The following is a 17,617-nucleotide window of genomic DNA, read 5'->3' as shown; positions in this document are numbered from 1 at the left end:
GCCGTTCCTCTTATTCAAGGAACCTTCGACCATGGCAATCACCGCAGCGTCCACTTCACCTACGACGGGCTTGCTGACTTCCATGGGCGTGGGTTCCGGCCTCGACGTCGCCAGCCTGGTGACGTCGCTGGTCAATGCCAAGAAGGCGCCGCAGCAGGACCAGATCACCAGCCAGGCGGCCGAGACCAATACGCTGCTTTCCGGCCTGGGCCAGATCAGCGGCGCGCTCTCCGGCCTGCAATCGGCGATGTCCTCGCTGACCGATGGAAGCGCCTTCAGCGCGCGCTCGGTCACCAGCAGCGACACCGATGTGCTGAGCGCCAGCAGTGCCGGCACCCCGGTCAGCGGCAGCTACAAGATCGAGGTGACCCAGCTGGCCGCCGCGCTCAAGGCATCTTCCGGTGCCTTTGCCACGTCGAGCACGACGGTCGGCACGGGTACGCTCACCCTGGCGGTGGGCGGACAGTCGATGAAGCTCACCATCGACAGCAGCAACAACACGCTGGCGGGCATCCGCGACGCGATCAACAAGTCCACGGACAACCCCGGCGTCTCGGCCACCATCGTGACCGGCACCGACGGCGCTCACCTGGTGCTCAGCGGCACGCGCACCGGTGCGGCCAACGGATTCACCGTATCCAGCAGCGGCGGCGACGGCGGTCTGGCCGCGCTCTCCTACAACGCGGCGGCCTCCAGCGGCAACGCGCTCAGCGTGATCACCGCGGCGCAGGATTCGGAATACACCATCGACGGCCTGGCCGGGCATAGCGCAGGCAACACCGTCGCTGGCGCCATCGATGGCCTGAGCCTGAGCCTGGTCACCGCAGGCACCAGCACGCTGACGGTGGCCAACGACGGTTCCAAGGCCACCTCCGCGCTGACCAACCTGGTCAGCGTCTACAACAGCTTCGTGGGGATCTACCAGAACCTCACCAAGTATGACGCGACCACCAATACCGCTGGCGCGATGATCGGCGATGCCACCGTCAACAGCATCAGCAGCACGCTCCAGCGGCTGGTCAGCGGCACCGCCAATGGCGGCAGCCTGGCCGATCTGGGCATCACTTTGCAGGTCGACGGCACCCTGAAGCTGGATAGCGGCAAGCTGGCCACATCGCTCGCCGATGGCGGCAAACGAGCGGCGGACCTGTTCGGCGGAGACGACGGTTTCGCCGCCCAGATCAACAGCCAGCTGGACCAGTGGGTCGGCAGCAACGGCGCGATCGCCAGCCGCACCTCCAGCCTGAGCCAGCAGCTGAAGGATCTGTCCAGCCAGCAGACCGACCTGGACAGCCGCATGGCGGACCTGACCGCGCGCTACCAGGCCCAGTTCACTGCGCTGGACACGCTGATGACCAAGCTCAACAGCACCAGCAGCTACCTCACCCAGCAATTCGACGCGCTGACCGCGGCGAGCAAGAGCAAGTAAGACGGAGTAACCCAACATGGCATTCGGACAGGGCGCCAACGCCTACCAGCAGGTCCGCTCGCACGGCGGCGTGGAGTCGGCCGATCCGCACGGCCTGATCACGCTGTTGATGGATGGCGCGCTGGAACGCCTGGTCACCGCGCGTGGCCACATGCAACGCGGCGAGATCGCGCCCAAGGGCGAAGTGATCGGCCGCTGCATCGAGATCATCGGCGGCCTGCGCGACGCGCTCGATCCGAAGGTCGACACGCCGCTGGTCGGCCAGCTCGACCAGCTCTACGACTACATGGGCCGGCGCCTGCTGCACGCCAACATGCGCAACGACGTCGCCGCGCTGGACGAGGTCAGCGCGCTGCTGCAGAAAGTGCGCAACAGCTGGGTGCAGGTGCCGCTCGAAGCGCGGCGCCCGGCCGGCGCCGGCGCATGAATGAACAACTGCCAATGGCACTGGCCCTGGCGCTGACCCGCGTCATGCTAGACGCCGCCCGCACGGGCGACTGGGAGCAGGTGGTCGCCCTGGAAGCCGAGCGCCAGCCGCTGGCGATGCAGCCGGTGGCGGGCGACGCGGACAGCGTGCGCCAGCTCGGCGAACTGCTGGCGCTGGACTGCGAAGTGCGCGCCCTGGTCACCCAGGCGCGCGAGACGGCCGGCGCCCAGTGGCAGGCCGGACAGGACCGCGCCCGCGCGATTGCCGCCTACGGCGGTTGAGCCGCATACCGCTTCCTGACCTAAAAGCCGGCTTTAGCTCCCTCTCCCCTACGGTGAGAGGGCTGGGGTGAGGGGCCAAGGTTTGCGGACATCACGGACAAGCCGGATCAGGTTCGCGTCGTCGGGTCGGGAACCGAATCGGCTAAGTGAAGGCTTCCCGCGAGCCCCGGCCCCTCACCCCAACCCTCTCCCAGGAGGGGAGAGGGAGCAAAAGGCACGGCCCGCTGGCTGCATACTCACCGCCGATGCCGCCATTCGTCGGAGCAACGTCATGATCGCCACCGCCTGGAACGAGTTCGAGCAGCGGCTCGCCTGCGAGGACAGCTGGCACGCAGACAGCCAGCCGCTTGCCTGGCCGGTGCCCGACACGCTCAGCCAACGCCTGGCCGAACGCAATGCCGCCGCGCTCGCTTCGGTCGCCGCACTGGAAGAGCGCCGCGCCGAGAACGTCGATGACGACAGCCCGGTCATGCAGGAACTGCTGCGCCTGGATGCCAAGCTCAACGCGCTGATCGACATGATCAACCGCGTTGCGCTTCCGGCCGACGCACTGCCGCCACGGCAGCCGCTGCGCTTCAACGCGATCGGAGCGGTGCTGCCGGCTGCGCTGGTGCCCGTCGGCGAGGCTTTGCTGCTGCGCCTGCGTTTCGATGCCTGCCCTGGCGTGCCGCTGGAAATACCGGCCCGCGTCGAGCGTCGACTCGACGGCGGCGGCGCCTTCGTCGCCTTCCATGCGTTGGGCGATGGCGTCGCCGCGTCACTCGAACGTTTCGTGTTTCGTCACCACCGACGCAAAGTGGCAGGTGCGCGTCAGGTCAACGGCTGAGCAAGTGCCAGAGCCACGTGAAGCAGAGCACTTGTGATGCGTGAAGCACTTCACACTTTTGCAGGCTCGCGCGCCGTCGATTTGACGGTCGGCGGCGCCACGGTGTCGCACAAGGTCACTCGCCGTCGAACCGATGGCGCCGGCAAACCGTCGCCAATGCTCGGGTCGCGCGTGACGCACCTTCGACATTTTCTTCACGGGTGACGCATTAGGGCCACCCGCCCGTCCGCGGACAGCCCGCGCAGGCGCCTGCGCTGGCCTTCTTCTTGCTCCCTCATCCGCGAGCCCGGTGACGGAAAGCCGGCATCTGGAAAGTACGAACACTGCGGGATGGTCGGCGGTTCGTCGTTCAAGCGCCAAGCGGAGACACATTCAATGAGCAAGGTCGATTTCCTGGTGATCGAGTCGAACGAGGCGCGGGCCGAGTCCATCGTGTCCGCGCTGCATTTCCTCGGTTACCACCCGCAGCGGGGCGTGGACTGCACCGCAACGGAGGAATCGACCCACGCCTGGCGCGCCGTCTACGTCGGTTCCGTCGAGCACGCCGCCGAGGCCGAGCGCCAGTTCGCGCTGCTGGGCGACGCCGCCAGCCACGTGCCGGTACTGCTGGCGAGCGATTCGCAATGGGCCGCGCGCCTGTGCGCCGCCAGCTCGCCGTTCGCCGCGCGCATCGGCATGGTGGAATTCCCTCTGCGCTACGAGCAGCTGGCCGAAGTCATGCGCAGCCTGTATGCGCGCCTGCTCGGCGGCCGCCGCGGCGAGCTGCGCTTCGTCGGTGATTCGTCGCCGATGCGCCATGTCAACGCGCTGATCCGCCAGGTCGCCCCGTTCGACTCCTCCGTACTGGTGCTGGGCGAGTCCGGCACCGGCAAGGAAATGGTCGCGCGTACCATCCATGAGTGCTCGCCGCGCCGCGACAAGCCGTTCGTGGCGATCAATTGCGGCGCGATTCCGGCAGAACTGCTCGAGAGCGAGCTCTTCGGCCACGAGAAGGGCGCCTTCACCGGTGCGATCAGCGCGCGCAAGGGCCGCTTCGAGATGGCCGAGGGCGGCACGCTGTTCCTGGACGAGATCGGCGACATGAGCCTGCCGATGCAGGTCAAGCTGCTGCGCGTGCTGCAGGAACGCATGTTCGAGCGCGTCGGCGGCAACAAGACCCAGCGTTGCGACGTGCGCATCATTGCCGCCACCCATCGCAACCTCGAACAGGCGATCGCCAACGGCCAGTTCCGCGAGGACCTGTTCTACCGCTTGTCCGTGTTTCCGTTGGAGATGCCTGCGCTGCGCGAGCACCTGGACGACCTGCCGGTGCTGATCGGCGAGTTCAACCAGCGCCTGGCCCGCCGCGGCCTGGGCAGCGTGCGTTTCACTGCCGGCGCGCTCAACGCGCTGCACCAGTACGCCTGGCCCGGCAACGTGCGTGAGCTGTGCAACCTGGTCGAGCGGTTGGCGATCCTTTACCCCCACGGCGAAATCCGTGCCGGCGACCTGCCGGAGAAATACCGTGGACGCCAGGTCGTGGAGGAGGTGCAGGGCGCCGCTTCGCTGCTGGCGATGATGGAAGGCGCTGCGCTGGATACCCAGATCACCGCTGCGGCCGTCGCCAGCGACGTCACGGTGCTGCCCGAGGGTGGGCTCGACCTCAAGGACCACCTGGCCGACATCGAAGTGGGGCTGATCCGCCAGGCGCTCGACGTGACCGGCGGCGTGGTCGCCCACGCGGCCAAGCTGCTGCACATGCAGCGCACGACGCTGGTGGAGAAGCTGCGCAAGTACGGCTTGCAGAACAGCCTGGCTGCGTAAGCCGCGGGGCGGGATCGGCGGCTGCGCGGCTGCTTCCGCACCGCGCCCGCGAACGCCTTCGTGGGCGCCGCTCGGTCTTCGCCGCGATGCTCCCGCTTCCATGGCACGGCTCGTGCAAACACCCCTTCGAAACCCGCCACGCGCCGGAAACCCGACATGAGCACCATCGACGTCAACAACCTGCTCGCCCAGATGCGCCAGCTTTCCACGCAGGTGCGCCCGGCCGAAAGCGCGTTCAAGGCGGCGCCGGCAGCGAAGGCGGATTTCGGTTCGCTGCTGAAGGAATCGATCGCCAGCGTCGGCCAGAGCCAGCAGCAGGCCGGGCAGATGGCGGCGAGCTTCGAGCGCGGCGATCCGGGCGCGGACCTCGGCCGAACGATGGTGGCGATCCAGAAGGCCGACCTTTCGCTGCGTGCGATGACCGAAGTACGCAACAAGCTGGTCGATGCCTACAAGGACATCATGAACATGCCGGTCTAAACACCGGCTTTCCATTCGCTCTACGGATGAACCCTCCCCATGGCTGACAACGCCATCGCCACCACCGCCGACAGCCCGGCCAGCCGCTTCGACCTCAAGCAGCTTGCGCGCAGCCCCGCCTCGCGCCAGTTGCTGCTGCTGGTCGGCATGGCTGCGGCCGTGGCGCTGGGCGTGGCAGTGGTGTTGTGGTCGCGCGGACCGAACTGGGGCCTGCTCTACGCGGGCCTGGGGCAGCAGGATGCCGCCGCGATCACGCAAGCGCTGCAATCCACCAACACGCCCTACAAGCTGGGCGACGACGGCGGCTCGATCATGGTGCCGGCGTCCGACCTGGCCGCGGTGCGCCTGCGCCTGGCCGGGCAGGGCCTGCCGCAGGGCACGGCCGCCAACACGCTGCCACAGTCCGATTCGCCCTTCGGCATGAGTGACCTGGCCGAGCGCACGCGCTACCAGCAGATGCTGGAAACCGACCTGGGCAACACCATCGGCAGCCTGCAGGGCGTGCGCTCGGCGCGCGTGCACCTGGCGATGGCCAAGCCCTCGGCGTTCATCCGCGACAGCCGCGAGGGCAGCGCCTCGGTGCTGGTCACGCTCTATCCCGGCCGGCAGCTCGATGCGAGCCAGGTGGCCGCGATCGTGCACCTGGTCGCCGCCTCGGTGCCGGATCTGGACCCCAAGCAAGTCTCGGTGATCGACCAGCAGGGCCAGCTGCTCACCGGCAGTGACCCGGACAGCGCCGCCGCCGTGGGCGACAGCCGCCTGCGTCTAGCCACGCGCATCGAGAACACCTACGCGCAGCGCATCGAGGAGCTGCTCACCCCGCTGGTGGGGCCTGGCAAGGTGCACGCACAGGTGTCGGTGGACCTCGACTTCAGCCAGACCGAGAAGGCCAGCGAGACGTACGGCCACGACCACCCCGCGCTGCGCAGCGAGCAGACCAGCAGCGAGCGCCACGGCAGCGGCAGCGTCGCCGACGGCGGCGTGCCGGGTGCGCTGAGCAACCAGCCGCCGGTGATGACCGCGCAGCCGACCGCCGCCAACCCGAACGCGGGCGGCAAGGCGGCGGCCACACCCGCGCCCGCGGCGGCCACGGCGCAGGCCGACACCGGCGACAACTCATCCAGCGCTACCCGCAACTACGAGCTGGACCGCACCATCAGCCACACCAGCGACCCGGCCGGCCGGCTGGCGCGCCTGACCGTGGCGGTGGTGGTCGACGACAAGTCCGTGAGCGGTCCGAAGGGCGACGCCAGCGTGCCATTCACGCCGCAGGAGCTGGACCACCTGACCCAGCTGGCCAAGAACGCGGTCGGCTTCGACCCGGCGCGCGGCGACAGCGTCAGCGTGATCAACCAGGCCTTCCACACCGCGCCTGCCGCCGACGCGCCCGAGGAGTTGCCGTTGTGGCAGCGTCCTGGCGCGCTGGACCTGATCAAGCAGGGCATCGGCGTGCTGATCGCGCTGATCGTCGCCTTCGGCCTGCTGCGCCCGCTGCTCAAGGGACTGCTGCGCGGCGCGCCGCAGCCGGCGCTGGCCGGCGCCGGCGGCAGGATGCCTACGGTTTCCGTGCGCGTGGCCGATGACCCGGAGGATGAGCGCAGCCGGCTGGCGGGACCCTCGCAGGTGCTCGGCTACGAACAGAAGGTGGGCCTGGCCCGCCGCATGGTCAGCGACAATCCCAAGCAGGTGGCGCAGGTGGTGAGGAACTGGGTGGGCGAGGACGGCGTCTGATGTCAGGCAAGGCAGACACATCCATCTCGGGCGCCCAGCGCGCCGCGATCCTGCTGCTCACCCTCGGTGAGGAGGATGCCGCGGAGGTGCTCAAGCACCTGTCCGCGCGCGACGTGCAGGCGGTCGGCCAGGCCATGGCCGTGCTCACCTCCGTCTCGCGCGAGCAGGTCGACCAGGTGCTCACCCGCCTGCACGACGACCTGGGCCGGCAGACCTCGCTCGGCGTCGGCACCGAGGACTACATCCGCAAGATCCTCACCAACGCGCTGGGCGAAACCAAGGCCGGCAATCTGATCGACCGCATCCTGCTGGGGCGCTCCAGCAAGGGCCTGGAATCGCTCAAGTGGATGGAGGGCCGCTCGATCGCCGAGATGATCGGCCAGGAGCACCCGCAGATCATCGCACTGGTGCTGGCGCACCTGGAGCACGACCAGGCCGCCGAAGTGCTCGGCTACCTGCCCGCGCGCACGCGCTCGGACGCGATCATGCGCATCGCCACGCTCGACGGCGTGCAGCCGCATGCCCTGAACGAGCTGGACGAAATCATGGAGCGCCAGTTCTCCGGCAACACCAACAAGTTGAAGTCCGCCAGCGTCGGTGGCCTGAAGGCCGCGGCGAGCATCCTCAATGCGATGGAGACCAGCCGCGAGGCCGAGCTGATGGCCGCCATCCGCAGCCACGACCCGGGCCTGGGCAGCAAGATCGAGGACCTGATGTTCGTCTTCGACGACCTGGTCGAGCTGGACGACCGCTCGATGCAGGCCTTGCTGCGCGAAGTTCCGTCGCCGCGCCTGATCGTGGCGCTCAAGGGAGCCGAGCCGGCGATCCGCGACAAGATGTTCGCCAACATGTCCAAGCGCGCGGCCGAGATGCTGCGCGACGACCTGGAAGTGGCCGGGCCTGTGCGCGTGTCCGAGGTGGACGCCGCGCAGAAGGAAATCCTCGGTATCGCGCGCCGGCTGGCCGACGCCGGCCAGATCACCCTCGGCGGCGGGGATGACCTGGTCTGATGAGCGCCGTGCTCAACCGCGATGCCGCCGGCGGCTACCAGCGCTGGGAGCCGCCGCAGGTCGGCGACGTCCAGGCCCCGGCACCGGCCGAATCCGTCAACCATCCCACCGTCAGCGACCTGGAAACGCTCGAGCGCCAGGCGCGTGAGGAAGGCTACGCCGCCGGCCACGCCCAGGGCCTGGCCGAGGCGCGCGCGCAGGGGCGCGAGCGCGTAGCGCGGCTGGAGTCGATGTGCGCGCAGGCAGCGCGTCCGCTCGATGCGCTCGACGCGGCCGTGGAGCAGGAACTGGCGCAGCTGGCGCTGCTGGTCGCCCGCCGGGTGATGGCCCATGAGCTGGCCACGCATCCGGAGCACATCGTGCACGCCGTGCGCCAGGCCGCCGCGGCGCTGCCTGCGGCGACCCGCGAACTGAAGGTGCGCCTGCACCCGGACGACCTCGCACTGCTGCGCGAGCTGGACGCGGCCGAACCGTACTGGCAACTGGTGGCCGATGCCACGCTCAGGCGCGGCGACTGCCTGCTGCAGAGCGAACGTTCGCGGCTGGACGCGCGCGTGGAGACGCGGCTGGCGGCCATGATCGACGCCGTTCTCGGCGCCGAGGCCGACGCATGAGTCGCGGCAACGCCCGGAAACCGAAGGCGGTTCTGGCGCGATGTCCCGCTAGCCCCGCCCGTCACCCTCTCCCCACGGGGCAGAAGGAGCTCGGTCGCGAGGGTATCGGTCGATGACCCGCGCGGCCTGGACCGAGCAGCTTGCCCGGCGGCGCCAGCGCGCGCAGGCCGCCCCCACGTTTGCCGTCGAAGGTCGACTCCGCCGCGTCGTCGGCCTCACGCTGGAAGCCGAGGGCTGCGAAGCCGCCCTCGGCGCGCGCTGCCTGGTCGACACCGCCGACGGCAGCCAGCTCGACACCGAGGTGGTCGGCTTCGCCGACGAACGCCTGCTGCTGATGCCGGTGGGCGAGATGCACGGCGTGTTGCCCAATGCGCGTGTACGGCCGCTCGCCCATGCCGGTGGGCTGCCGGTCGGCGCCGGTCTGCTCGGGCGCGTGATCGGCGCCGATGGCATACCGCTGGACGGCAAGGGTCCGCTGGACTCCGGCGAGCACGCCGCGCTCAAGGCCGAACCGATCAATCCGATGGCGCGCAAGCCCATCGACACCCCGCTGGACACCGGCGTGCGCGCGATCAACGCGCTGCTCACCGTCGGCCGCGGCCAGCGCCTGGGCCTGTTCGCCGGCTCCGGCGTGGGCAAGTCCACGCTGCTGGGCATGATGACCAGGTACACCGACGCCGACGTCGTGGTCGTGGGCCTGATCGGCGAGCGCGGCCGCGAGGTGAAGGAATTCGTCGAGCACACGCTCGGCGAGGAAGGCCGCCGTCGCGCGGTGATCGTCGCCGCCCCGGCCGACGCGCCGCCGCTCAAGCGCCTGCGCGGCGCGCAGTACGCCACTGCCATCGCCGAATGGTTCCGCGACCGCGGCCAGCGCGTGCTGCTGCTGATGGATTCGCTCACCCGCTACGCCCAGGCGCAGCGCGAGATCGCGCTGGCGATCGGCGAGCCGCCGGCGACCAAGGGCTACCCGCCCTCCGTCTTCGCGATGTTGCCGGCGCTGGTCGAGCGTGCCGGCAACGACGCCGAGGGTGTCGGCTCGATCACCGCCTTCTACACCGTGCTGACCGAGGGCGACGACTACCGTCACGATCCGATCGCCGATGCCGCGCGCGCGATCCTGGACGGCCACATCGTGCTCTCGCGCGACCTGGCCGAAGCCGGGCACTACCCGGCGATCGACATCGAGGCATCGATCAGCCGCGTGATGCCGGCGGTCACCGCGCGCGAGCACCAGCGCGCCGCGCAGCGATTCCGCCAGGTCTACTCGGCCTACCGCCAGCAGCGCGACCTGATCGCGGTGGGCGCCTACCAGAAGGGCTCGGACCCGCAGGTCGACCAGGCCATCGTGATGTGGCCGAAGCTGCGCGCGTTCCTGCAGCAGGAAGTGGACGAACCGATGAGCCTCGCCGACGGCATCGGCGCGCTGGATGCCCTCGCCGCCGAGGCGGCCCAATGAGCAAGCGCGCCGACCGCCTGCAGCCGGCCGCCGACCAGGCCAAGCAGCGCAGCGAAGATGCCGTGCTCAAGCTCGCCGAGCAGCAGCAGCGGCTGGCCAAGGCCGAGCGGCAGTTGATGGAGCTGCGCGGCTATCGCCAGGAGTACGCCAACCCACCCAGCGCCGGCGGATTGACGGCCACCGCGCTGATGAACCGCCAGCAATTCGTCGAACGCATCGACCGCGCGATCGCCCAGCAGACCCTGGAGATCGAACGCCAGCACCGCCTGCTCGACCAGGTGCGGGGGCTCTGGCGCGACGCGCACGCCCGTGAGGCCGCGCTGGACAACGTGATCGACCGATACCGCGAGCAGGACCGCAAGGCCGAGGAGCGCCGCGAGCAGAACGACGTCGACGAGCGCATGCAGTACCGCCGCCCCAACCGCCAGCCGTGAGCACGCTTGGCGTGGAGTTTGCACGCCAGTGCCTGACGCACGTCGTTTGACGCCATTGAAGGAAGTGCCATGAGCGCGACCACCGCCGCCGTGAACCCCGCCGCCCCGCCGGCCCCCGCACCCGCGCGGACTGCCGCCGACCCGGCTTCCGCCGCTGACGACAATCGCTTCGACCGCCACCTGGACGCGGCCCGCCAGCAGCACGGCGACGCGCAGGACAGGCCGGCGCACGAGGACGGGCACGAGTCGCCCTCGACCAACGATCCGGCGACCGCCAGGACCGGCCAGGGCAAGCCTTCGCACGCTTCGGCAAAGGACGAAACCAACCCCGACGCCGCCGCGCTGGCTGCGGCGATGCTTACGCTGATCGGCCAGGCGGCGCCGGCCAAGCCGTTGGCTCAGGCCGGCGGCGTGGCGGCGGCACCGGCCAAGGTTGCCGGTACCGCTGGAACGGTCGCCAGGCAGCCGGCCGCGCTCATGCTGCTCGCCGGTGCAGCGGCCACGGCCGCGGCCGCCAGGCCGGCGGTCAACCTGGATACCAACGCGCTCGCGCCGATGCTGGCCAAGCCATCCGAGCAGAAGGACACCCCGCTGGATGCGCTGCAGATGGCCGCTGCGTCCGGCGCCCAGCCAGCGATGCCTACGCCTGCGAACACGGCGCCGCCGGCTCCCACCCTCAACATCGCCAGCCCTGCCGGTACCCCCGCGTTCGCGCAGGAGCTGGGCCAGCACGTGGTATGGCTGGGCCACCAGGACGTCAAGCAGGCACGCATCCGCCTGCACCCGGAAGACCTGGGTACGCTCGACGTCAAGGTCAGCATGAACCACGACCGCGTCGATGTGAGCTTCGCCGTGCAGCACCCGGCCGCCGTACACGCCGTCCAGCAGACATTGCCTCAGCTGGACGCGCTGCTCGCGCACCATGGCCTGGCGCTGGGCCATGCCGATGTCGGCCAGCGCCAGCAGCAGGGCGAGGGCGGACGTGGGGGCGAAACGGCCGGTACGGTCGGCGAGATCGAGCCGGAGTCCGTGACGAGGGCGAGCGTCCCGGTAACGGCGCTCGGGATGCTCGATACGTTCGCCTGAGGCAAGGCCGTTCGAATACGGCCTGTGGCCTACGCTCACGGCGAACGGGTTTTCCGGCCTGGCCCCACGCCAACTCCTGTCCCGCGGGGCGAAGGGCTCAAAAGCCCGCGCTTTCGAACCCGTTCGCGCTGAGCGTAGGCGCGCAGCGCCGAAGTCGAGGTGCCAGCCTCGAACCACCCATTCGAACCCTCTCCCTCCGGGAATGGGTGCCGACAGGCGGTGAGGGTCCGGGCAGAGCGCGCTCATCGGCACCACCGGACCCTCACCCCAACCGCTCTCCCGGAGGGAGAGGGGCTCAAGAGCCCGCGCTTTCGAACCCGTTCGCGCTGAGCGTAGGCGCGCAGCGCCGAAGTCGAAATCCCGGCCTCAACCCGTCTATTCGAGCCCTCTCCCTTCGGGAGTGGGTGCCGACAGGCGGGTGAGGGTCCGGACGGAGCATACGCACCGGCAAGACCGAACCCTCACCCAACCTTCTGCCGGAGGGAGAAGGACTCGAGAGCCTGAGCTTTCGAGCCCGTTCGCGCCGAGTCCAGGCGCGCCGCACATGACTCGAAGCGCCCGCTGCCGACTTTCAGGCGCTCGTCGTGATCGCGACGCGCCCTTTCCCCGCCACGCGTCAAGAAAGCGCCGCCTTGGCCGCAAACCCTGCAGGGACAAGGCGCCCCCACCATGGCATGCGGCTTGCAACAACGCTCCTGCACGGTGGCGCCTGTCGCCCCGACGGACACATACGGACCGAGGTTAGGCATGGCAACAACCGAAGAAGAAGTGGTCGCAACGGTGCCGAAGAAGAGCCGCTCGCCGCTGGTGATCGGACTGGCGGTGGCGCTGCTGGCCGTATCTGGCGTGTGCGCCTACGCGCTGACCGCGTTGCGCGGCCACGGCAAGGCAACCACTGCGGCGACCAGCAAGCACGGTGCCGAGGCCAAGCCGGTCGACACGCAGCCGGAACTGTTCCTGCCTCTGGACCCCGCCTTCGTGGTCAATTTCCGCGACGACGCATCCATGCGCTACCTCCAGGTCGGCGTCACCCTGATGGCGCACGACCAGGCCGCGCTGGACACCGTCAAGAGCGTCGACCCGGTGGTGCGCAACGCGCTGGTGATGCTGTTCAGCCGCCAGGACTACGCCATCCTCAGCGACCCCGCCGGCAAGCAGAAGCTGCAGGCCGAGGCGCTCGATGCCGTGCGCAGCATCGTTGCGTCGCGTACCGGCAAGCCCGGCATCGACGCGCTGTACTTCACCAGCTTCGTGATGCAGTGAGGCCATCGCGCCCATGAGCGACCTTCTTTCCCAGGACGAAATCGACGCGCTGCTCGACGGTGTCACCGGCGGCAGCGTTGCCACCGGCGAGGACGAGCCGCCGCCGACCGAAACGGTGCAGTCCTACGACTTCACCCAGCAGGACCGCATCGTCCGCGGCCGCCTGCCGACGCTGGAGATGGTCAACGACCGCTTCGCGCGCTTCTTCCGCCTGGGCGTGTTCAACGTGCTGCGCAAGAGCTGCGAGGTCTCGGTGCTCGGCGTGAAGATGGTCAAGTTCGCCGAGTACGTGCACAGCCTGGCGGTGCCGAGCAACCTGAACCTGGTCAAGATCAAGCCGCTGCGCGGCACCGCGCTGGTGGTGTTCGAGCCACGGCTGGTGTTCACCGTGATCGACAATTTCTTCGGCGGCGATGGCCGCTTCCACGCGCGCATCGAGGGCCGCGACTTCACCGCGACCGAGAACCGCGTGATCCAGATCATGCTGAGCGAGCTGTTCGGCGCGATGACCGAGGCGTGGAACCCAGTGCTGCCGCTGGAGTTCGAGTACCTCAATTCCGAGATCAACCCGCAGTTCGCGAACATCGTCAGCCCGACAGAAACCGTCGTGGTGTCGCGTTTCCACGTCGAGCTCGACGGTGGCGGCGGCGAAATCCACCTGACCTTGCCCTACGCGATGGTCGAGCCGATCCGCACCCTGCTCGATGCCGGCGTGCAGAGCGACCTGGCCGACCGCGACGACCGCTTCACCGAGCACCTGCACGAGGAGGTGCTCGACGCCGAGGTGGAACTGAGCTCGCTGCTGCTCGAGGCGGAACTGTCCATCGGCGATTTCCTGGGCCTCAAGCCGGGCGACGTGATACCGGTGGCATTGCCCGAGCTGTGCACCGTCTTCGCCGAGGACGTGCCGGTGTTCCGCGGCCGCTACGGCCTATCCAACGGCCACACGGCCATCCAGTTCCAGGCCCATGTCGGCCGCCGCGAAAAGCGCGCGTCCGGCGAGTTCACAGAGAAGAAAAGCGCATGACTGCCAACGACGCCGCGATCGTAGACCGCATCGAATCGGACGCCCTGAACGGCTTTGCCGGCGAGGGCGACGTCAACCTGGACATGATCCTCGACGTGCCGGTGACCCTGGCCATGGAGGTCGGTCGTACCCGCATCAGCATCCGCAACCTGCTGCAGCTCAACCAGGGCTCGGTGGTGGAGCTGGACCGCGCGGCCGGCGAACCGCTGGACGTGTTCGTCAACGGCACGCTGGTGGCACACGGCGAGGTGGTGGTGATCAACGAGAAGTTCGGCATCCGCCTGACCGACGTGGTCAGCCCGGCCGAGCGCGTGCGCAAGCTGCGTTGATCCGATGCTGGCCGCCCTGATCTTCGCCGCGCCCGCCGCCGCGCCCGACATCAATGTCGGCGGGGAATTGCTGCGGGTGCTCTTGAGTCTCGCCGCGGTAGTCGCGCTGATCTTCGTGGCCGGCTGGATGAGCCGTCGCCTGCAGGCGCGCACGCTGCCGGGCGGGCGGCGCATCCGCTGCGTGGAGACCTTCGCCGTGGGTGCGCGCGAGCGCGTGCTGCTGCTCGATGCCGACGGCAAGCGCCTGCTGGTCGGCGTGGGGCAGGGCGGCCTGCGCACACTGCACGTCTATGAAGGCGCGGCTCCGGTCGAGGCCAACCCGCCGGCGGCGATGCCGGCCGCTCCCAACTTCGCGCAACTGCTGTCGCGCTGGAAAGGCAAGTCGTGAATCCGTTTTCGTTCCGCGGCGCCCGTTGGGCGCTCGCGCTGCTGCTGATGCTGCTTCCGCTGTTCGCCGCCGCCGCACCGCAAGCCGCGCCGACGCAGGCCCCCGCGCTGAGCATGCCGGCCAGCCCCGCTGCGCCGGCCGGCATCCCGGTGCTGACCGTGCACGACGCACCCGGCGGCGCGAAGAACTGGACGCTCTCGCTGCAGCTGCTGGGCCTGATGACGGTCCTGACGCTGCTGCCGGCGATCCTGCTGATGATGACCTCGTTCACCCGCATCATCATCGTGCTGGGCTTCCTGCGCCAGGCACTGGGCACGCAGTCGACGCCGCCCAACCAGGTGCTGCTGGGGCTGGCGCTGTTCCTCACCCTGTTCGTGATGGGGCCGGTGTTCAACAAGGCCTACAGCGACGGCGTCAAGCCGTACATGGATGGCCAGATGACCGCCGAGCAGGCGCTCCCCGCCGCCAGCGCGCCGTTCAAGCGCTTCATGCTCGACCAGACGCGCGACGCCGACCTGCAGCTGTTCACCCAACTGGCCAAGGAGAAGCCCTACGCCAGCAGGGACGACGTGCCGTTCCGCGTGGCGATGCCGGCGTTTCTGACCTCGGAACTGAAGACCGCGTTCCAGATGGGCTTCCTGCTGTTCATCCCGTTCCTGATCATCGACCTGGTGGTCGCCAGCGTGCTGATGTCGATGGGCATGATGATGGTGTCGCCGATGATCATCTCGCTGCCGTTCAAGATCATGCTGTTCGTGCTGGTGGACGGGTGGACGCTGTTGATCGGGACGTTGGCCGGGAGCTTCTACACGTGACTCCTGAATCCGTCATCCAATTCGGCCAGCACGCGCTCTACGTGGCGATGCTCGTCGCCGCGCCGCTGCTGCTCACCGCACTGGCCGTGGGCCTGCTGATCGGCGTGATCCAGGCGGCTACGCAGATCAATGAGATGACCCTCTCGTTCATCCCCAAGCTGATCGCGATGGCAGTGGTGGCGCTGATCACCGGCCCGTGGATGCTGCGCACGCTGGTGCAGTTCACCCGGCAGCTGATCGAGGGGCTGCCGGGTGCCGTCAAGTAACGGGGTCGCCAGGTGATGGGCAACGGCGTGCCGATGGTCGACCTCGCGCAACTGGAGAACTGGCTGGGCGGCCTGCTGTGGGCGTTGGGCCGGGTCGGCGGCTTGTGCCTGGTCGCGCCGGTGCTGGGCTCGTCGATGATCCCCGCGCGCATTCGCGTGGGCCTGGTGATGATGTTGACGCTCGTGCTGGCGCCGCTCGCGCCGGGGGCGATCGATCCGCTAAGCGCCACGGGCGTGGCCACCATGGTCAGCCAGATCCTGGTCGGCGCCTCGGTCGGCTTCGTGCTCAAGCTGGTCTTCGAGGCGGTGGCGTTCGGTGGCGAACTGGTGGGGCAGGGCATGAGCCTGGGCTTCGCCGAGGTGGTCAATCCCGGCGGGGGCGGCAGCACGCCGGTGCTCAGTCAGTTCTACATGGTGCTGGTGACGCTGCTGTTCCTCGCGCTCAACGGCCACTTGCGGTTGATCCAGCTGCTGGCCGAGAGCTTCCACACGTTGCCGCCCGGGCCGGTAGCCATCAACGCCGGAGGCCTGCACGCGGTGGTGCTGTTCGGCGCGCACCTGTTCGCCGGCGCGGTGCGGGTGGCCTTGCCGGCGGTCACGGCACTGCTGGTGGTGAACATCGGCTTTGCCGCGATCAGCCGCGCGGCGCCGTCGATGAACCTGTTCGCGGTCGGCTTTCCGATCACCCTCTGCCTGGGCTCGATCGCGCTGTGGCTGGGCCTGCGCGCACTGCCGGGCGCGTTCGAGACGCTGCAGGACAGCGCCTGGTCGTTGATGCACGAGCTGATGGGAGGCTGACGTTCCCATGGCCGAGAACGACGATCAGGAACGCACGGAACAGCCATCGGAAAAACGGCTCCGGGAAGCGCGCGAGAAAGGCGACGTCCCGCGCTCGCGCGACCTTTCCGGGGCGCTGGTGACGCTGGCGGGCGTGGCCGCGCTGCTTTCGGGCAGCGAGCGGGCGATGAGCCACGCCCGCACGATCTATCACCTGGGCCTGGACTACAGCCGCGCGGCGTTGTTCTCCGACGCACTGCCGGCCCGCGTGCTCGGCATGGCGGTGCGCGAAGCGCTGATGCTGTTCACGCCGGTGGCGGTGGCCACGCTGCTGGCCACCTTTGCCGGGCCGGTGTTGCTGGGCGGCATCCACTTCAGTGGACAGGCGCTGCAGCCGAAGTTCGACCGGCTCAATCCCGCGGCCGGCCTGGGCCGCATCTTCGCCATGCGCGGCCTGGTGGAGCTCGGCAAGGCCCTGCTCAAGCTGCTTTTCATCGGCGGCGCGCTGGCGCTGCTGCTGAAGCACTCGGTGGACGAGCTGCAGGCGCTGGGCCGTGCCGACGTGACCCTGGGCGTGGTGCGCGCGATGTCGCTGTTGGGCCGCTCGGCCCTGCTGTTCGGCGCACTGCTCGCGCTGATCGGCGGCGGCGATGCGCTCTACCAGAAGTTCGACCACGCCAAGCGCCTGCGCATGACGCGCCAGGAACTGAAGGACGAGGCCAAGGAAACCGAGGGCAACCCCGAGCTCAAGGGCCGCATCCGCCAGGTGCAGTTCGAGATGTCGCGCCGGCGCATGATGCAGGAGCTGCCCAAGGCCGACGTGATCGTGACCAATCCGACCCATTTCGCCGTGGCCCTCAAGTACGACGAAAACGGCAACGGCGCGCCGCGCGTGATCGCCAAGGGCGTCGACGTGCTGGCCCAGCAGATCCGCCTGGTGGCGGGCGGCCACCGCATCCCGATGGTCGAGGCGCCGCCGCTGGCACGCGCCTTGTATGCCACCACCTCGCTGGGCCGGGAAATCCCGGTCTCGCTGTACGTGGCGGTGGCGCAGGTACTGGCCTACGTCTACCAGTTGAAGCAGGCGACGGCACGCGGCGACGAGCCGCCGCCGGCGCCGCAGCCCGAGGTCGATCCGGACCTGATGGGGCCATACAAGTTCTAAGGGGAAGCAC

At 69.1% G+C, this 17,617-nt stretch carries 20 protein-coding genes; all 20 read left to right on the top strand.

The features are described 5' to 3' along the window. The first annotated feature begins 31 nt into the window (after nucleotides 1-31). The 20 genes from fliD to flhB all read left to right on the top strand — a co-directional run bounded on the left by fliD (nucleotide 32) and on the right by flhB (nucleotide 17,607). Entirely contained in the window at nucleotides 32-1,429 is a 1,398-nt protein-coding gene (fliD, locus tag BMZ38_RS14585) for a flagellar filament capping protein FliD (RefSeq protein ID WP_091339276.1), read from the top strand. A gap of 16 nt (nucleotides 1,430-1,445) precedes the next feature. After that, nucleotides 1,446-1,856 (top strand): flagellar export chaperone FliS, encoded by a 411-nt coding sequence (gene fliS, locus BMZ38_RS14580; protein ID WP_091339273.1) that lies wholly within the window; start codon nucleotides 1,446-1,448, stop codon nucleotides 1,854-1,856. Continuing rightward, nucleotides 1,853-2,137 (top strand): flagellar protein FliT, encoded by a 285-nt coding sequence (locus BMZ38_RS14575; protein WP_175483752.1) that lies wholly within the window; start codon nucleotides 1,853-1,855, stop codon nucleotides 2,135-2,137. The genes fliS and BMZ38_RS14575 overlap by 4 nt, the downstream gene beginning before the upstream one ends. Nucleotides 2,138-2,408: 271 nt before the next feature. Then, a complete protein-coding gene (locus BMZ38_RS14570) occupies nucleotides 2,409-2,963 on the top strand; it encodes a PilZ domain-containing protein (protein WP_091339268.1) in 555 nt (184 codons plus the stop codon). A gap of 375 nt (nucleotides 2,964-3,338) precedes the next feature. Beyond that, a complete protein-coding gene (locus BMZ38_RS14565; RefSeq protein ID WP_091339565.1) occupies nucleotides 3,339-4,766 on the top strand; it encodes a sigma-54 dependent transcriptional regulator in 1,428 nt (475 codons plus the stop codon). A 156-nt stretch (nucleotides 4,767-4,922) separates the two neighbouring features. Continuing rightward, nucleotides 4,923-5,246: a flagellar hook-basal body complex protein FliE gene (gene fliE / locus BMZ38_RS14560; protein ID WP_091339266.1), complete on the top strand. Its 324-nt coding sequence runs from the start codon at nucleotides 4,923-4,925 to the stop codon at nucleotides 5,244-5,246. Nucleotides 5,247-5,285: 39 nt separating this feature from the next. Beyond that, on the top strand, nucleotides 5,286-6,977 hold the full coding sequence (fliF, locus tag BMZ38_RS14555; RefSeq protein ID WP_091339263.1) for a flagellar basal-body MS-ring/collar protein FliF: 1,692 nt from the start codon (nucleotides 5,286-5,288) through the stop codon (nucleotides 6,975-6,977). Beyond that, nucleotides 6,977-7,987 (top strand): flagellar motor switch protein FliG, encoded by a 1,011-nt coding sequence (gene fliG, locus BMZ38_RS14550; RefSeq protein ID WP_175483753.1) that lies wholly within the window; start codon nucleotides 6,977-6,979, stop codon nucleotides 7,985-7,987. The genes fliF and fliG overlap by 1 nt, the downstream gene beginning before the upstream one ends. Continuing rightward, nucleotides 7,987-8,601, top strand: coding sequence for a FliH/SctL family protein (locus BMZ38_RS14545; protein WP_091339258.1), 615 nt, complete (start codon nucleotides 7,987-7,989; stop codon nucleotides 8,599-8,601). Before fliG ends, BMZ38_RS14545 begins: the two co-directional genes overlap by 1 nt. Nucleotides 8,602-8,713: 112 nt before the next feature. Beyond that, nucleotides 8,714-10,057, top strand: a complete 1,344-nt coding sequence (gene fliI, locus BMZ38_RS14540) for a flagellar protein export ATPase FliI (protein WP_091339255.1) — start codon at nucleotides 8,714-8,716, stop codon at nucleotides 10,055-10,057. Then, nucleotides 10,054-10,491, top strand: a complete 438-nt coding sequence (gene fliJ / locus BMZ38_RS14535; RefSeq protein ID WP_091339252.1) for a flagellar export protein FliJ — start codon at nucleotides 10,054-10,056, stop codon at nucleotides 10,489-10,491. Before fliI ends, fliJ begins: the two co-directional genes overlap by 4 nt. Nucleotides 10,492-10,560: 69 nt before the next feature. Further along, nucleotides 10,561-11,577, top strand: a complete 1,017-nt coding sequence (locus BMZ38_RS14530) for a flagellar hook-length control protein FliK (RefSeq protein WP_091339250.1) — start codon at nucleotides 10,561-10,563, stop codon at nucleotides 11,575-11,577. A gap of 747 nt (nucleotides 11,578-12,324) precedes the next feature. Next, nucleotides 12,325-12,840, top strand: a complete 516-nt coding sequence (locus BMZ38_RS14525; RefSeq protein WP_091339247.1) for a flagellar basal body-associated FliL family protein — start codon at nucleotides 12,325-12,327, stop codon at nucleotides 12,838-12,840. Nucleotides 12,841-12,853: 13 nt separating this feature from the next. After that, nucleotides 12,854-13,867 carry a flagellar motor switch protein FliM gene (gene fliM / locus BMZ38_RS14520; protein ID WP_091339243.1) on the top strand — a complete coding sequence of 338 codons (1,014 nt, stop codon included), beginning with the start codon at nucleotides 12,854-12,856 and terminating at the stop codon, nucleotides 13,865-13,867. Further along, on the top strand, nucleotides 13,864-14,196 hold the full coding sequence (gene fliN, locus BMZ38_RS14515) for a flagellar motor switch protein FliN (protein ID WP_091339240.1): 333 nt from the start codon (nucleotides 13,864-13,866) through the stop codon (nucleotides 14,194-14,196). The genes fliM and fliN overlap by 4 nt, the downstream gene beginning before the upstream one ends. A 4-nt stretch (nucleotides 14,197-14,200) precedes the next feature. Then, nucleotides 14,201-14,584 (top strand): FliO/MopB family protein, encoded by a 384-nt coding sequence (locus tag BMZ38_RS14510; RefSeq protein WP_091339235.1) that lies wholly within the window; start codon nucleotides 14,201-14,203, stop codon nucleotides 14,582-14,584. Between the two features lie 47 nt (nucleotides 14,585-14,631). Next, complete coding sequence (gene fliP / locus BMZ38_RS14505) at nucleotides 14,632-15,399, top strand: flagellar type III secretion system pore protein FliP (RefSeq protein WP_091339562.1); 768 nt, start codon at nucleotides 14,632-14,634, stop codon at nucleotides 15,397-15,399. Then, the gene (fliQ, locus tag BMZ38_RS14500) at nucleotides 15,396-15,665 is read left to right on the top strand and encodes a flagellar biosynthesis protein FliQ (RefSeq protein WP_091339232.1); all 270 of its coding nucleotides are present in this window, start codon (nucleotides 15,396-15,398) and stop codon (nucleotides 15,663-15,665) included. The genes fliP and fliQ overlap by 4 nt, the downstream gene beginning before the upstream one ends. 15 nt (nucleotides 15,666-15,680) lie before the next feature. Further along, on the top strand, nucleotides 15,681-16,463 hold the full coding sequence (gene fliR / locus BMZ38_RS14495; protein WP_245747262.1) for a flagellar biosynthetic protein FliR: 783 nt from the start codon (nucleotides 15,681-15,683) through the stop codon (nucleotides 16,461-16,463). A 7-nt stretch (nucleotides 16,464-16,470) separates the two neighbouring features. Further along, nucleotides 16,471-17,607, top strand: a complete 1,137-nt coding sequence (gene flhB, locus BMZ38_RS14490; RefSeq protein WP_091339228.1) for a flagellar biosynthesis protein FlhB — start codon at nucleotides 16,471-16,473, stop codon at nucleotides 17,605-17,607. The last annotated feature ends 10 nt before the right edge of the window (nucleotides 17,608-17,617 follow it).

This window comes from Frateuria terrea (assembly GCF_900115705.1).
GTDB lineage: Bacteria > Pseudomonadota > Gammaproteobacteria > Xanthomonadales > Rhodanobacteraceae > Frateuria_A > Frateuria_A terrea.
This window is presented reverse-complemented; position numbering and strand designations above follow the sequence as displayed.

Bases quoted from the DNA above. Each gene is read 5' to 3' on its own strand.
- BMZ38_RS14570 (WP_091339268.1), top strand. From the start codon at position 2,409: ATGATCGCCACCGCCTGGAACGAGTTCGAGCAGCGGCTCGCCTGCGAG.
- fliD (WP_091339276.1), top strand. From the start codon at position 32: ATGGCAATCACCGCAGCGTCCACTTCACCTACGACGGGCTTGCTGACT.
- fliN (WP_091339240.1), top strand. From the start codon at position 13,864: ATGACTGCCAACGACGCCGCGATCGTAGACCGCATCGAATCGGACGCC.
- BMZ38_RS14575 (WP_175483752.1), top strand. From the start codon at position 1,853: ATGAATGAACAACTGCCAATGGCACTGGCCCTGGCGCTGACCCGCGTC.
- BMZ38_RS14565 (WP_091339565.1), top strand. From the start codon at position 3,339: ATGAGCAAGGTCGATTTCCTGGTGATCGAGTCGAACGAGGCGCGGGCC.
- BMZ38_RS14545 (WP_091339258.1), top strand. From the start codon at position 7,987: ATGAGCGCCGTGCTCAACCGCGATGCCGCCGGCGGCTACCAGCGCTGG.
- fliG (WP_175483753.1), top strand. From the start codon at position 6,977: ATGTCAGGCAAGGCAGACACATCCATCTCGGGCGCCCAGCGCGCCGCG.
- fliM (WP_091339243.1), top strand. From the start codon at position 12,854: ATGAGCGACCTTCTTTCCCAGGACGAAATCGACGCGCTGCTCGACGGT.
- fliR (WP_245747262.1), top strand. From the start codon at position 15,681: ATGGGCAACGGCGTGCCGATGGTCGACCTCGCGCAACTGGAGAACTGG.
- fliF (WP_091339263.1), top strand. From the start codon at position 5,286: ATGGCTGACAACGCCATCGCCACCACCGCCGACAGCCCGGCCAGCCGC.
- flhB (WP_091339228.1), top strand. From the start codon at position 16,471: ATGGCCGAGAACGACGATCAGGAACGCACGGAACAGCCATCGGAAAAA.
- BMZ38_RS14530 (WP_091339250.1), top strand. From the start codon at position 10,561: ATGAGCGCGACCACCGCCGCCGTGAACCCCGCCGCCCCGCCGGCCCCC.
- BMZ38_RS14525 (WP_091339247.1), top strand. From the start codon at position 12,325: ATGGCAACAACCGAAGAAGAAGTGGTCGCAACGGTGCCGAAGAAGAGC.
- fliE (WP_091339266.1), top strand. From the start codon at position 4,923: ATGAGCACCATCGACGTCAACAACCTGCTCGCCCAGATGCGCCAGCTT.
- fliI (WP_091339255.1), top strand. From the start codon at position 8,714: ATGACCCGCGCGGCCTGGACCGAGCAGCTTGCCCGGCGGCGCCAGCGC.
- fliJ (WP_091339252.1), top strand. From the start codon at position 10,054: ATGAGCAAGCGCGCCGACCGCCTGCAGCCGGCCGCCGACCAGGCCAAG.
- fliS (WP_091339273.1), top strand. From the start codon at position 1,446: ATGGCATTCGGACAGGGCGCCAACGCCTACCAGCAGGTCCGCTCGCAC.
- fliP (WP_091339562.1), top strand. From the start codon at position 14,632: ATGCTGCTTCCGCTGTTCGCCGCCGCCGCACCGCAAGCCGCGCCGACG.
- BMZ38_RS14510 (WP_091339235.1), top strand. From the start codon at position 14,201: ATGCTGGCCGCCCTGATCTTCGCCGCGCCCGCCGCCGCGCCCGACATC.